Annotated in this window: 11 protein-coding genes; 3 read left to right on the top strand and 8 right to left on the bottom strand. The window is 50.4% G+C overall.

The window, feature by feature from the left end:
• Window positions 1-23 precede the first annotated feature (23 nt).
• Complete coding sequence (locus tag ACUTSW_RS02220; RefSeq protein ID WP_445583553.1) at window positions 24-1,661, bottom strand: ABC transporter substrate-binding protein; 1,638 nt, start codon at window positions 1,659-1,661, stop codon at window positions 24-26.
• Between the two features lie 690 nt (window positions 1,662-2,351).
• Window positions 2,352-2,996, bottom strand: coding sequence for a YchE family NAAT transporter (locus ACUTSW_RS02215; protein ID WP_004945318.1), 645 nt, complete (start codon window positions 2,994-2,996; stop codon window positions 2,352-2,354).
• 521 nt (window positions 2,997-3,517) lie between these two features.
• Here ACUTSW_RS02215 and adhE point away from each other — a divergent pair.
• On the top strand, window positions 3,518-6,190 hold the full coding sequence (gene adhE / locus ACUTSW_RS02210; RefSeq protein WP_445583552.1) for a bifunctional acetaldehyde-CoA/alcohol dehydrogenase: 2,673 nt from the start codon (window positions 3,518-3,520) through the stop codon (window positions 6,188-6,190).
• A 125-nt stretch (window positions 6,191-6,315) separates the two neighbouring features.
• On the opposite strand, the gene ACUTSW_RS02205 is transcribed toward adhE, so the two are convergent.
• Complete coding sequence (locus tag ACUTSW_RS02205; protein WP_004945324.1) at window positions 6,316-6,900, bottom strand: thymidine kinase; 585 nt, start codon at window positions 6,898-6,900, stop codon at window positions 6,316-6,318.
• Between the two features lie 700 nt (window positions 6,901-7,600).
• Between ACUTSW_RS02205 and hns the strand changes: the two genes are divergently transcribed.
• Window positions 7,601-8,008 (top strand): histone-like nucleoid-structuring protein H-NS, encoded by a 408-nt coding sequence (gene hns / locus ACUTSW_RS02200; RefSeq protein WP_004945327.1) that lies wholly within the window; start codon window positions 7,601-7,603, stop codon window positions 8,006-8,008.
• 208 nt (window positions 8,009-8,216) lie between these two features.
• Here hns and ACUTSW_RS02195 read toward each other — a convergent pair whose 3' ends face one another.
• From ACUTSW_RS02195 to rssA, 5 genes are all read right to left on the bottom strand, one after another.
• Window positions 8,217-9,227, bottom strand: coding sequence for an NAD-dependent epimerase (locus tag ACUTSW_RS02195; RefSeq protein WP_445583551.1), 1,011 nt, complete (start codon window positions 9,225-9,227; stop codon window positions 8,217-8,219).
• Window positions 9,228-9,236: 9 nt separating this feature from the next.
• Window positions 9,237-10,580 (bottom strand): UDP-glucose dehydrogenase family protein, encoded by a 1,344-nt coding sequence (locus ACUTSW_RS02190; RefSeq protein ID WP_062791847.1) that lies wholly within the window; start codon window positions 10,578-10,580, stop codon window positions 9,237-9,239.
• 43 nt (window positions 10,581-10,623) lie between these two features.
• Entirely contained in the window at window positions 10,624-11,541 is a 918-nt protein-coding gene (gene galU, locus ACUTSW_RS02185; RefSeq protein WP_004945340.1) for a UTP--glucose-1-phosphate uridylyltransferase GalU, read from the bottom strand.
• Between the two features lie 208 nt (window positions 11,542-11,749).
• Complete coding sequence (gene rssB, locus ACUTSW_RS02180; RefSeq protein WP_062871353.1) at window positions 11,750-12,763, bottom strand: two-component system response regulator RssB; 1,014 nt, start codon at window positions 12,761-12,763, stop codon at window positions 11,750-11,752.
• 104 nt (window positions 12,764-12,867) lie between these two features.
• Window positions 12,868-13,770: a patatin-like phospholipase RssA gene (gene rssA / locus ACUTSW_RS02175; RefSeq protein ID WP_004945347.1), complete on the bottom strand. Its 903-nt coding sequence runs from the start codon at window positions 13,768-13,770 to the stop codon at window positions 12,868-12,870.
• A gap of 147 nt (window positions 13,771-13,917) precedes the next feature.
• Here rssA and ACUTSW_RS02170 point away from each other — a divergent pair, with 147 nt between their 5' ends.
• Window positions 13,918-14,382 carry a YchJ family protein gene (locus ACUTSW_RS02170; protein WP_020439162.1) on the top strand — a complete coding sequence of 155 codons (465 nt, stop codon included), beginning with the start codon at window positions 13,918-13,920 and terminating at the stop codon, window positions 14,380-14,382.
• Window positions 14,383-14,449 lie beyond the last annotated feature (67 nt).

Below are 14,449 nucleotides of genomic sequence, written 5' to 3'. Positions count from 1 at the left end.
GTTGGCGTGGCGTAATACCCCTTTTACTGCTTGATGATGTACAGATTTTTTACGTCGGTATAATCCAGCGGATCTTTACCGGTAAAGCCCCCCACCGACGGCCTGATCAGGCGCGCGCTGATGCGGTAATACACCGGGACCAACGCCGAATCTTTATCCAACTGCGCTTCCGCCTGCTGATAAATCACGGCGCGTGCAGCCTCATCCGGCGCCTTCAGCGTACTGGCCATCAGGGCGTCGAATGCCGGGCTCTTGTAGAAGATAGTGTTCATGCTGCTATTGGAAACCACCAGATTCAGGAAAGCGCTTGGCTCGTTATAATCGCCGCACCAGGTCGCACGCGCCACGTCGTAGTCCCCTTGATGACGGCTTTCCAACGAAGTTTTCCACTCCTGATTACGCAACGTGACATCTGCCCCGAGGTTTTTCTTCCACATCGACGCCGCAGCGATCGCCTGCTGTTTGTTTTGATCAGAGGTGTTGTACAACAGCGTGAACTTCAAAGGTTTTGCCGCAGTGAAACCGGCTTGCGCCAACAGTTTCTTCGCTTCGGCATTACGCTGCTCCTGACTCCAGCCCGCCCATTCCGGCGTGGTGAACCTGGCACCATCGGTAAATGTTGGGGTGAAGTTGTACGCCGGGATCTGGCCCTGGCCCATGATTTTGTTGGCGATGATGTCGCGATCGAGCGTTAGCTTCACCGCAGTGCGCACCCGGACGTCGGTAAAAGGTGCACGCTGATTATTGATCTCGTAATAGAACGTGCACAGGAACGGGTTAACGTGCAGTTGCTCCGGGATTTCTTTTTTCATCTTCACAAACAGATTCGGTGGGATAGCATTGTTGGTGATATCAATCTCACCGCTGCGGAAGCGGTTGACGTCGCTGACTTCTGAAGTGATCGGCAAGAAGGTCGCCTGGTCGATGATCGTTTTCTTGTTGTTCCAGTAGCTCGGGCTGCGCTCAAGCACAATGCGCTCATTCACCACCCACTCTTTCAAGCGGTAAGCGCCGTTGCCGACATAGTTGGCGGGCAACGTCCATTTGTCGCCAAACTTTTCAACTACCGCCCGTTTTACCGGTTTCAACGAGGTGTGGCTCAACATGCTGACAAAGTACGGCACCGGCTCGCTCAGTTGAACCTGCAGCGTTTTGTCATCGATAGCCTTGACGCCAAGAGTTTGCGGGCTTTTCTTGCCGGCCAGGATATCGTCGACGTTTTCAATTTTGGCGTATTGCAAATAGCTGGCGTAAGGGGAAGCGATTTTGGGGTCGGCCAGACGCTGCCAACTGTAGACAAAGTCCTGTGCGGTAACCGGAGAACCGTCGCTCCACACCGCATCCGGGCGCAGGTGGAAAGTCCAGGTTTTAAAATCCTGGTTTTCCCAGGTTGCGGCGGCGGCCGGCACCACATGCCCATTGGCGTCGGTGCTGACCAATCCTTCCAGCAGGTTAAGAATGATATTGCTTTCAGGTGTTCCTTCGACCTTGTGCGGATCCAATGAAGCGACTTCGCTGCCGTTGTTGATCACAATGCTTTGCTGTTGGGCCAATTGCACCCCGGCCGGAACATCGGCCGCCTGTACGGAATAAACGGCGCTGATACCCAGCATGCCGGCAATGAACATGGTCAACGGCGTGCGCTTCATTGTTTGCTGCATAGTCGAGGCTCCTTTTCACCGACAAGCATTGCTTATCGATATTTGTGAAGTTTTTATAAGAATTCTAAATAACGGACACCAGCAAGAATCGTTCCTACTTTGACGACGCTCTGCAATTATCTAAGCGAATAAAGTTGCTCGGAAATTAGCAGAAGCCAAATTCCATAGCCAATAATTTTTACAGAAATGTTAAGCAATTCTCTTTTATTGCCCAGTGTGCGATTTTCCCCACCGCTAACCAGACAACCCAGGGAGCAATTAACAAATTGATTTTATTGAATAAAATTTAAATTAGCCTTGTGCAATTTCTGCACCATAGGCCAGAACGTACCACAAAGAAACATTCAGTTAACAAAAACCCCGTTCAAAGAACAAACGCCTGCTTATACGCGGTTAATCACTAATAACACCTGGATGAAAGCGAGACAAGCCCTACAGAATGATGTGACTAAATTAACAGCAGATTTGACATTAGGCAGGCTATAACGGGCAGAAAAGGCGTAAGATAAGGGTTAAAAATAGCGGTTAGAGCTTTTATTGAGCAGCAAAGTGGGATTTATGCCACATCATGGTGCAAGTGAAGAAAATTTATTCACATTTCGCACTATATTAATGCGAGCCAATAATTAATTTTAACTTTTAAAATTAATTTGAGTCGCGAATTATCCTATTCGCGACCCACTGACCTGATTACAACAGCCCCGGGAATATGGCTTTAATACCGGTAACAATAAACTCGATACCCAATGCCATCAGCAGCAGACCCATGATTCGGGTAATAACGTTGATGCCGGTTTGTCCCAATAAACGCACCAGCAAGGGAGCGGCACGGAACAGCAGCCAACAGCAGAAAGCAAACAACGCAATCGCCAGGCTAAAACCCAGCAGGTTTTGCCAATTGTGATAACGGGAACTCCAGACAATAGTGGAGCTGATAGCGCCCGGCCCCGCCATCAGGGGCAACGCCAACGGCACTACGCCGATGCTTTCACGGATCGCGCTCTCCGATTTTTCCTGTTTGTTCTGTTTATCTTCACCCAGCTTGCCGCTGATCATCGACATGGCGATGCTTACCACCAGAATGCCGCCGGCAATGCGGAACGAATCAATAGAGATGCCGAACATGCGCAAAATCCCCTCCCCCAGAAACAGCGAGGTCCACAGGATAATGGCAACCGACAGGTTGGCGGTCATGTTCGTTTTATTGCGTCCGGCCGCCGCCTGGTAGCTGGTCATGCTGATGAACACCGGCAAAATACCCACCGGGTTCACCAGCGCAAACAGGCCGACAAAAAATTTAATGTAGCCGGAAAAATCCAACAGAGATTGGCCCACAAATGACTCCGCTTAAATAGCTTTGATAAGTGATACTGCCTACGCGCGCTAATGTAATTGAATTGCCACGGGTAATCCATTGGCCAAATGCAGCATTTTTATCCATTAAGAATAAAAGTCATGAAGCAATTCACTATTGTTAAAGTAATGTGTGGTTTATGATTTTTTTATGTTTAAAAAACACCTCTGCAACACAGTTATCAAGAATAATTATCAACAACTCAAGCTGAATGGTGTCAGCCTGCACTTTTCATGATTTAAATCACAAAATCGCTAATCAAGAGTAGTTAAGCTCTTAGTCGTAGTCAGGGAGTAGAACAGGTTAAGGAAAAAGAGGTATCTCTGTTCAGCCCACCGGTCTTCCCCAGAAGCAGTGGGAAAGCTCTTTAAGCAAATCAGCAGCATGCGTTGTACAGTATGGAAAGCCCTTGTTTTTAAGCAGCATTTTCCGCTTAGGTGTCTATACTAGTTGCTCGCACGGCTTATTTACTGAAAGAGTTTAACATTATCAGGAGAGCATTATGGCTGTAACGAATGTCGCTGAACTGAACGAGCTAGTCGCACGTGTCAAAAAAGCCCAGCGCGAATATGCCAACTTCACTCAAGAGCAAGTTGATAAAATCTTCCGCGCTGCTGCCCTCGCCGCTGCCGATGCCCGTATTCCCCTGGCCAAAATGGCCGTCGAAGAATCCGGTATGGGTATCGTTGAAGATAAAGTGATCAAAAACCACTTCGCTTCAGAGTATATCTACAACGCGTATAAAGATGAAAAAACCTGCGGTATCCTGTCTGAAGACGATACTTTTGGCACGATCACCATCGCCGAGCCTATTGGCTTGATTTGCGGTATCGTACCGACCACCAACCCAACCTCTACGGCTATTTTTAAAGCGCTGATCAGCCTGAAAACCCGTAACGGCATTATCTTCTCGCCACATCCGCGTGCGAAAAACGCCACCAACAAAGCGGCGGATATCGTGTTGCAGGCGGCCATCGCTGCCGGGGCACCAAAAGACATCGTCGGCTGGATTGACCAGCCTACCGTTGAACTGTCCAACCAGTTAATGCACCACCCGGACATCAACCTGATCCTCGCTACCGGCGGCCCAGGTATGGTGAAAGCCGCCTACAGCTCCGGCAAGCCTGCAATCGGTGTTGGCGCCGGTAACACTCCGGTGGTGGTTGACGAGACAGCGGACATCAAACGCGTTGTTGCCTCTATTTTGATGTCTAAAACCTTCGACAGCGGTGTGATTTGCGCCTCCGAGCAATCTGTCATCGTCGTTGACTCCGTCTATGATGCAGTGCGTGAGCGTTTCTCTTCCCACGGCGGCTACCTGCTGCAGGGCAAAGAGCTGAAAGCGGTCCAGGACATCATTCTGAAAAACGGCGGCCTGAACGCGGCCATCGTCGGCCAATCTGCGCCGAAAATCGCTGAAATGGCCGGCATCAAAGTACCTGCCAGCACCAAGGTGCTGATCGGTGAAGTGAAATTGGTTGATGAATCCGAACCTTTCGCTCACGAAAAACTGTCTCCGACGCTGGCAATGTATCGTGCCAAAGATTTTGAAGACGCCGTCAGCAAAGCGGAAAAACTGGTCGCCATGGGCGGTATCGGCCATACGTCCTGCCTTTACACCGACCAGGATAACCAACCGGAACGCGTTGCCTTCTTCGGCGACAAGATGAAAACCGCACGTATCCTGATCAACACCCCGGCGTCTCAGGGTGGTATCGGTGACCTGTACAACTTTAAACTCGCTCCGTCACTGACGCTGGGCTGCGGTTCCTGGGGTGGTAACTCCATCTCTGAAAACGTCGGTCCAAAACACTTGATCAACAAGAAAACTGTAGCGAAGCGAGCAGAAAACATGTTGTGGCATAAACTTCCGAAATCAATCTACTTCCGCCGTGGTTCATTGCCTATCGCGCTGGAAGAAGTAGCGACCGACGGGGCAAAACGCGCCTTCATTGTGACCGACCGCTACCTGTTCAACAACGGCTACGCAGACCAGATCACCACGGTTCTGAAATCGCACGGCATTGAAACAGAAGTGTTCTTTGAGGTAGAAGCTGACCCAACGCTGTCCATCGTGCGTAAAGGCGCCGAACAGATGAACTCCTTCAAACCAGACGTGATCATCGCGCTGGGCGGCGGTTCACCGATGGATGCTGCGAAGATCATGTGGGTGTTGTACGAGCATCCGGAAACCCATTTCGAAGACCTGGCGTTGCGCTTTATGGATATCCGTAAACGTATCTACAAGTTCCCGAAAATGGGCGTCAAAGCAAAAATGATTGCCGTCACCACTACCTCAGGTACCGGTTCTGAAGTCACGCCGTTTGCGGTAGTGACCGACGATGCGACCGGCCAGAAATACCCGCTGGCTGACTACGCATTGACGCCGGATATGGCGATCGTTGACGCCAATCTGGTGATGAACATGCCGAAATCCCTCTGTGCCTTCGGCGGCTTGGATGCAGTTACCCACGCACTGGAAGCTTATGTATCGGTACTGGCGAACGAATACTCTGACGGCCAGGCGCTGCAAGCCCTGAAATTGCTGAAAGAATATCTGCCAGCCAGCTACAAGGAAGGTGCCAAGAACCCGGTAGCCCGTGAGCGTGTGCACAACGCCGCGACCATTGCCGGTATCGCGTTTGCCAACGCCTTCCTGGGGGTTTGCCACTCCATGGCCCACAAACTGGGCTCTGAGTTCCATATCCCGCACGGCCTGGCCAACGCCATGTTGATCTCCAACGTCATTCGCTATAACGCGAACGACAATCCGACCAAGCAGACGGCCTTCAGCCAGTACGACCGCCCACAGGCACGTCGTCGCTACGCTGAAATCGCCGACCATCTCGGCCTGAGCGCACCGGGCGACCGTACCGCGCAAAAAATCGAGAAGCTGCTGGTATGGCTGGATGAGATCAAAACCGAGCTGGGCATCCCTGCTTCCATCCGTGAAGCCGGCGTGCAGGAAGCCGACTTCCTGGCGAAAGTCGACAAACTGTCCGAAGACGCCTTTGACGACCAATGTACCGGCGCCAACCCGCGTTATCCGCTGATTGCCGAACTGAAGCAAATCATGCTGGATACCTTCTACGGGCGTAAGTTCAGCGAAGCGGACGAGGAAGAAGTTGTGGTTGCACCGGTTGTGGCCAAAGCGGAAAAAAAGTCCAAAAAATAACGGTTCATTGAGCCGACAAAAAAACCGCCGAAAGGCGGTTTTTTTATGTTGATAAATCATTCATTCGGCCTCACGGCACCGTAGCGCTAAAACGCCCCACAATGCGTGCTACGCTGCCCAGCGGCTTACTCCAGTGCGTGTATGGCTTCCTTGTAATGTTTGCGGCAAACGGACACGTAGCTCTCGTTACCGCCTATCACGACCTGTTCACCTGCATGCATTGCCTGGCCGCTTTCATCCAGCCTCAGGACCATATTCGCCTTGCGGCCGCAGTGGCAGATGGTTTTCAACTCCACCAGTTTATCCGCCCAAGCCAGCAAATATTGGCTGCCGATAAACAGCTCACCCAGAAAGTCGGTGCGCAACCCATAGCACAACACCGGAATATCCAGTTGGTCGACTACGTCGCACAATTGCTCAACCTGTGCTTTCGTCAAGAATTGGCTTTCATCCAATAACACGCAGTGTACCGGCTGCTGCTGATGTTCCTGAGCAATCATGGCATAGAGCATTGAGTCATTATTATAGAGCTGCGCCTGAGACGACAATCCGATGCGCGAACTCACCTTCCCTACGCCAAAACGATGATCGATTTCGGCAGTAAACACCAACGTGCGCATACCACGTTCTTGATAATTATATGAAGATTGTAACAGCGCGGTGGATTTTCCTGCATTCATAGCAGAATAATAAAAATAAAGTTGAGCCATGGGCCCGCAACTCCAATGGTATAAGAAATATTCAGACGTTGATTCAAGCGCTAAGTGTACCATAACCCGTCGGCCTGCTCATGCTCTGGGTTCTCAATATCCTTGGAAAGGTAATAGCAGGCTTTCAAATGAAACATTTCGTTCTGATCCAGCCCCTCTTTTACATCTATTTACAGGATAATCTTTGCCTGCCATCACTATTAATTACCGCTAATGATTTGCCCTCCGCATTAATGGTTAAGCTAGTGGAGAGACGTCGTCGCACGACTGTCCCCCGGTTACAGACTCAAATCTATTAACCCCAAAAGGGAGCGCCGAGAAATTTAATGACATAAAACAGACAAAGGCACAGTTCTTGACGTTATCTTTACCCGCATACCCCCATTGTTTACAATGTCTGCATACTGAAACACGTGATTAAGCCCACAGAATTCGTCGTAATATCGATATAAAACACAATTATAACTTAGCCATAAATGCCTTGTAGCCCCATCAAACATAGTGCGGCTGTTGAAAATTTGACTTAAAAATGGAGGTTGTAATACTTAACATCCCTACCTATATTAGCCAAACGGATCTGATTAACCGTTTTTTTAAAGATAAATTTGAGTACTCCTTTCAATTTGGCTATTGCAGAAAAGAAAAGAGCACTCTATTATTATCCAGACGCCCCCCACCAATATAATTTGAGACTAGGATAATGAGCGAAGCATTAAAGATTTTGAACAACATCCGTACTCTACGCGCACAGGCAAGAGAATGCAGCCTGGAAACGCTGGAAGAGATGCTTGAAAAACTGGAAGTTGTTGTGAACGAACGTCGCGAAGAAGACAGCCAGGCTCAAGCAGAAGTGGAAGAACGTACCCGTAAACTGCAGCAATATCGTGAAATGTTGATTGCTGACGGTATTGACCCAAATGAACTGCTGCAAACTATGGCTGCGACTAAAGCCGCTGGTAAAGCCAAACGTCCAGTACGTCCAGCTAAATATCAATATAAAGACGAAAACGGCGAACTGAAAACCTGGACCGGCCAGGGCCGTACCCCGGCAGTGATTAAGAAAGCTATCGAAGAGCAAGGTAAATCTCTGGACGATTTCCTGCTGTAATAGCATTTCGCTGCACGTTAAAAAGGCTCCCTATGGGAGCCTTTTTGTTATGTGTATTTTCTGCCTGCCAAGCCCACAGCTTAGCTTTGACGCAAATATCCGCCCACGCCAGGCTCCCCATTCTTCTTATCGCCTGAGCTATCCCTGGTGTTTTTCAAGACATAAAAAAGGGGCCGCAGCCCCTTTATAACATTGTTCAGTTGTTCAATTACTGAACTTTATAAAATGACTTATACCACTCGACAAAGCGTTTCACGCCTTCTTCAACACCGGTTTCCGGCTTGAAGCCGATAACGCGATAAAGCTCGGCGGTATCCGCGCTGGTATCCAAAACATCGCCAGGTTGCATCGGCAGCATATTCTTGCGCGCCTCAATCCCTAACGCCTGCTCCAGTGCGCGAATATATTCCATCAACTTCACCGGGCTGCTGTTGCCGATATTATAGACACGATAAGGCGCAGAACTGGTTGCCGGTGAACCCTGCTCGACCGTCCATGCCGCGTCAGCCTGAGGAATAATCGCCTGCAACCGCACAATAGCCTCAGCGATATCGTCAATGTAGGTAAAGTCACGGTGCATCTCGCCGTGGTTATATACGTCGATGCTTTCGCCCGCCAATATGGCCTTGGTAAATTTAAACAACGCCATATCCGGGCGGCCCCACGGGCCATATACGGTAAAGAACCGCAGGCCGGTGGTCGGAATACCATATAAGTGGGAATAGCTGTGCGACATCAGCTCATTGGCTTTTTTGGTTGCCGCATACAATGACACCGGATGATCAACTGAGTCTTCCGTCGCAAAGGGCAGTTTACGGTTCAGACCGTATACCGAACTGGAGGAGGCATATAACAGATGCTCAACTTTATTGTGGCGACACCCTTCCAGCACGTTTAAATGCCCAATGAGATTGGCATCCGCATAGGCCAGAGGATTTTCCAGCGAATAACGTACACCCGCCTGCGCACCCAGATGAATCACCCGTTGAAACTTTTGCTCTGCAAACAGCCCCGCCATACCCTCGCGATCGGCCAGATCCAGCTTAATAAACTGAAATTCAGATTTATCCGAAAGCAACTCAAGGCGGGCCATTTTCAGGCCCACATCATAATAATCATTCAGGTTGTCGATACCGACAACCTGATGCCCGGCAGCCAACAAACGCTCAGCAATATGATAACCAATAAACCCTGCAGCGCCTGTAACCAGGAATTTCATGTTCACCCCTTAAATAACCGGCTGAATGGACGCGCCACGGCCGATTGCATAATACGTGAAACCGCGGCTTTCCAGACGTTCTGGATCAAACAGGTTGCGGCCATCAAAAATGACAGGCTGTTTAAGAGAACCTTTAACCACATCGAAATCTGGCGCACGGAAATTCTGCCATTCGGTACAGATAACCAGTGCGTCAGCCCCCTGCAGCGCCGCCTCTTTGGTGCCTACCAACTTCAGGTCGTCACGCTGACCATAGATACGCTGTACCTCGTTCATGGCTTCTGGGTCGAAGGCCTGAACAATAGCACCCGCTTCCCACAGTTGCTCCATCAGCACTCGGCTGGAGGCCTCGCGCATGTCGTCGGTATTGGGTTTGAATGCCAGCCCCCACAACGCAAAGGTTTTACCTTTCAAATCTTCACCGAAGTGATGTTTGATAAATTTGGTCAGCTTATATTTTTGCTGATAGTTAACCTGCTCTACCGCCTGCAACAGTTTTGGCTGGTAACCAATATGCTCCGCAGTGCGGATCAGCGCTTGAACGTCTTTCGGGAAGCATGAGCCGCCGTAGCCGCAGCCCGGATAGATGAAGTGGTAACCGATACGCGAGTCAGAACCGATCCCCTGGCGCACTTTCTCAATATCCGCACCCAACATTTCGGCCAGATTGGACATTTCGTTCATAAAGCTGATCTTGGTCGCCAGCATACAGTTGGCGGCATATTTGGTCAGCTCGGCGCTGCGGATATCCATCATGATCATGCGATCGTGATTGCGGTTGAACGGCTCGTAAAGCTCACGGATAGGTTCGATAACCTCTTTGTTATCGGTACCGATAACAATACGCTCCGGACGCATGCAGTCCGCTACCGCCGCGCCCTCTTTCAGGAACTCCGGATTGGAAACCACGTCGAATGGCACTGTGCTGCCGCGTTTTTTCAGGGTTTCTTCCATCACCTGGCGTACTTTATCCGCAGTACCGACCGGCACTGTAGATTTGTCGATCACCACCTTGCGATCGGTCATATGTTCCGCGATGGTGCGCGCTACGGCAGTCACGTATTTCAGATCGGCAGAGCCGTCTTCATCCGGTGGCGTCCCCACGGCGATGAACTGAATGGTACCGTGTGCAACACCGGCTTTAGCGTCGGTGGTGAAGTGCAGACGACCCGCTTCATAGTTCTGTTGCACCAGCGGCGTCAGACCGGGTTCAAAAATGGGGATATTCCCGTTCTTAAGGTTTTCGACTTTACGCTCGTCTACATCAATACACATAACGTCATGGCCGACTTCTGCCAATACCGCAGCCTGTACCAGGCCAACATAGCCAATACCAAAAACTGTTACTTTCATGGGAAAATCCTAGTTTTTCAAATTAAGACGAAAGATAAATAAATTATTTCTTATCAGCGGCCAACAGTTGTTGCAACCACTGAGAAAATTCTTTGCCAAGGCTGGCATGGCGCAGACCATACTCGACGAAAGCCTGCATGTAGCCCAGCTTGTTGCCGCAGTCATGGCTCACCCCTTTGAGGTGATAGGCTTCTACGGTTTCCTGCTGCATCAGCATTTCAATACTGTCGGTAAGCTGGATCTCGCCGCCGGCGCCTGGAGGCGTTTTCGCCAGCAACGGCCAGATATCGGCAGAAAGCACATAGCGGCCAACAATAGCCAGGTTTGACGGCGCTTCGTCTGGCGAAGGTTTTTCGACTACACTGACCATCGGAGCGCTTTCGCCCGCCTGCAGTTCATAACCTTTGCAATCAGCCACGCCATAATTGCCGACATCTTTCTGCGGCACAGGTTCAACCATAATCTGGCTGATGCCGGTTTGTTCGAACCGCTGCAACATTTCGTGCAAATTGTCTTTTTTCAGATCGGCGCTGTACTCATCGAGGATCACGTCCGGCAAAATTACGGCAACCGGCTCATCGCCCACCAATGGATAAGCGCACATGATGGCATGCCCAAGGCCTTTCGCCACCCCTTGACGCACTTGCATCACGGTGACGCCCTTCGGGCAAATAGACTGCACTTCATCCAGTAGTTGACGCTTAACGCGTTTTTCCAGCATTGCTTCCAGCTCAAAACTGGTATCGAAATGGTTTTCAATCGAATTCTTGGAGGAATGGGTGACCAGCACAATCTCGTTAATCCCTGCCGCAATGCATTCGTTGACCACGTACTGGATCAATGGCTTGTCAACCAGCGGCAACATTTCTTTTGGGATGGCTTTTGTCGCCGGCAACATTCGTGTTCCCAAGCCTGCAACCGGGATCACTGCCTTTCTGATTTTACGATTTACAGCAGGCATTATTTCCTCTCTCTAATAGAATTTGCGCTCATTTTGTGAGCTTCATCTGCCATACAAAAAACCTTCGGAGTATACCAGTTTATGACTGTCTGGCATTAGTCTGAGCACAAATAGAAAAAATTTAGGACAATTACCCAATCAGATTTTCTGAGATAAAAATAAGTATGTTGAATATCTTAATTTCAAATAATATTTTTACAACTGCTTGCTATTCGGCGCTAAGCATCAGCCGCAGCCTGCCCCCAGAGCCCCAAACCTGACACTGCCAGGCGGAACAGTGCTGGCTGATTTGGTTCATGTAGGTTGCGCCCAGCATACCCAGAGGCACGCCGTTGCTCAGTTGGATTTGATTGTCACCGGTATTCACATTGGCATGCAGGCCCGCAGAAACCAGAATCAGGTTTTTATATTCGGCGTGATAATAACCAACTAACAGAGGGAATTGCCCTTCCAGCTTGCCTTGGCGCAATAATTGATTAACTTGCTTTAACAGTGTTGTCATTTGCGGCAACCGATGACGCTGATTAACTAAATGATCCTGTAATAATCCGTTAAATAAAGCACGCAGCAACAGCGCAGCCAATACGCCATTATCACCGGCGCGGGTAACATCCAGGCAATAGAAAGCCAGATCCTTATCCGACAGTGCGGCTATATCGAGCACCAACCCCGGATTCTCGCTGGTGGTTAATTGCCGATAATTAATCCGACAATGGGCTACGGTCTGTTGCACCGGCGGCTGAAGCTGTTTGAGTAATTTTACCGCTTCGGAAGGATTTTTACTCAGCGCATTCCAATCCTTGAACAGCTCTGCTTCTTCCAGAGCCGGGGAGGTAAACATATTGGGATATAAACACCCCAATACCGCTTCACGCAGTCGGTTCAGATCGGCCACCGGTTTCAGCAACACGTCCTGCACGCCCAAACGCAGCACCTTGGCGATATCTGCCATTTTATCCGTGGCCGAAATCACCAGCACCGGGATTTGCAGGCCTTGCAGCCGCAGATGTTCGACAAACTCGATCCCGCCCATTTCCGGCATGGCGAGATCGCACAAGATTAAATCGGGATGGACATCGTCGACGGCACTCAGCGCCTGCAAACCATTGGTCGCTTCACTGGTCTCCGCTCCCAACGATTTCAAATAGCCAACAAGCACGGAACGAAACACCAGTTCGTCCTCGACGATCAAAATCCGCTTGTGAGTGAATGGTAATGCCATCAGCCGAGCCTCTTCCCTTTTCATAGTGTAATAGTGGCTCAAAAAGGTCATTTACGCTTGCCGGAAAATGTCCCAACCGCACGTTGCCCCCCTGAAACCGGCAGCTATTTATTTTTTATCAATGGCAACAGCATATCGAGCTGTTTTTCCACCGCCAGTTCGCCGGCTTCAATCGCCTCATTGGCGCGGTGAAAGTCCAGCGTTGAAATTTGCGGGCAGTAGGGTTGAATCAACACATCGGGCGGATCGCCGGCCATGCGGTTGCGTTTCAGGCGATTTTCCAACACCTGTATCGAAGTCCCCATGATTTCCATCGCCGTTGGCGTGAAGTTAGGCTTTCTCAACGTCATCTTGCTGATTCGTTCGCGTAAACGCCCCCGCCAGTTGCGGGCAGGGAGATCGTTCGGCTCTTCCATATCATTGCGAACCGAGAACAAATCCTGCTGCATCAAATGCGCGTCATGTTGCAGGTCAACGGCGATGACGATATCGGCGCCCATCGCGCGAGTTAATGAGATGGGAACCGGGTTAACCACCGCGCCATCCACCAGCCAATAACCGTCGAACCACACCGGCGCCAACAAGCCGGGCATGCTGCATGAAGCTCGTACCGCCTGATGAATATCCCCTTTCGTCAACCACAACTCCCGCCCGGTACTCAGATTAGTCGCCACGGCACCGAATTTCAGAGAGCACTCGGCAATATCATCGATCTTCAACAACTGCCCCACCGCATTGAACACCCGCTCGCCCCGCAACAGGCCGCCCCGCTGCCAGGACAAATCCATCAGCCGAATCACATCCCAATAGCTGAACGAACGCACCCACGTCTCCATGGCGGGCAGACGATGGCTGGCAAAAGCGGCCCCCACCAGCGCGCCAACCGAGCAACCGGCTACTATATCGACCTCAACGCCCAATTTCTTTAGCGCGTTGATGACACCGATATGCGCCCAGCCTTTGGCCGCCCCCGCCCCTAATGCCAGTCCCACTTTAATTTGTCGCATAACGCCTGCCCTTTGCCCGGTAAATTGTATCAAACCTGCTGTCAGCGTAGATTGTCACGACCGAATAATGTTAGGTAACATATGCGCTAAATTCATTTCATCATCGTTGGCCCGTTCTTTTTCGTGCCGGCCATTTTAGGAGTTACCTTGCCTGAATTATGCCCCTGTGGCGGAGGTCTGGAGTATAGCGCATGCTGCGAACCCTACATTAACGGGGTCAGATTCGCCCCCACTCCAGGCACGTTAATGCGCTCGCGCTTTAGCGCCTACGTGAAACACAATGTTGATTATCTGATCGCTACCTGGCATCCCGATTGCCATGCCAATGAATGGCGCAAGTCCATCGTCGACAGCTTCAAAGGCACCGAGTGGCTTGGTCTGACTGTAGTAGAAGAAAAAGAAGGCCATGATACCGGCGAAGGTTTTGTAGAATTCATTGCGCGCTTCGTTGACGCCGACAGCGGCGAACACAAGGCGATGCATGAGCGTTCGCGCTTCCTTCAGCTTGACCAACGCTGGTACTATATTGATGGAACCAAACCCCAGCCTGGCAGAAATGCAATTTGCCCCTGTGGTTCAGGTAAAAAATATAAAAAATGCTGCGGGCGTTAGCCGGTTGTCATTGTGTCCCATAGCGTTCAGGCCACAGCCGACCAGGCTGCCGCTTGAAGATAAAGAC

Source organism: Serratia sp. TSA_198.1, from assembly GCF_052686505.1.
The sequence above is the reverse complement of the archived record's forward strand: the minus strand, read 5'-3'. Positions and strand labels throughout refer to the sequence as shown.

What these genes read in the sequence shown, in the direction of transcription:
- rssB (WP_062871353.1), bottom strand. Translation starts at nt 12,763, where the DNA reads ATGGCATTACCATTCACTCACAAGCGGATTTTGATCGTCGAGGACGAA.
- rssA (WP_004945347.1), bottom strand. Translation starts at nt 13,770, where the DNA reads ATGCGACAAATTAAAGTGGGACTGGCATTAGGGGCGGGGGCGGCCAAA.
- adhE (WP_445583552.1), top strand. Translation starts at nt 3,518, where the DNA reads ATGGCTGTAACGAATGTCGCTGAACTGAACGAGCTAGTCGCACGTGTC.
- ACUTSW_RS02220 (WP_445583553.1), bottom strand. Translation starts at nt 1,661, where the DNA reads ATGCAGCAAACAATGAAGCGCACGCCGTTGACCATGTTCATTGCCGGC.
- galU (WP_004945340.1), bottom strand. Translation starts at nt 11,541, where the DNA reads ATGCCTGCTGTAAATCGTAAAATCAGAAAGGCAGTGATCCCGGTTGCA.
- hns (WP_004945327.1), top strand. Translation starts at nt 7,601, where the DNA reads ATGAGCGAAGCATTAAAGATTTTGAACAACATCCGTACTCTACGCGCA.
- ACUTSW_RS02190 (WP_062791847.1), bottom strand. Translation starts at nt 10,580, where the DNA reads ATGAAAGTAACAGTTTTTGGTATTGGCTATGTTGGCCTGGTACAGGCT.
- ACUTSW_RS02205 (WP_004945324.1), bottom strand. Translation starts at nt 6,900, where the DNA reads ATGGCTCAACTTTATTTTTATTATTCTGCTATGAATGCAGGAAAATCC.
- ACUTSW_RS02195 (WP_445583551.1), bottom strand. Translation starts at nt 9,227, where the DNA reads ATGAAATTCCTGGTTACAGGCGCTGCAGGGTTTATTGGTTATCATATT.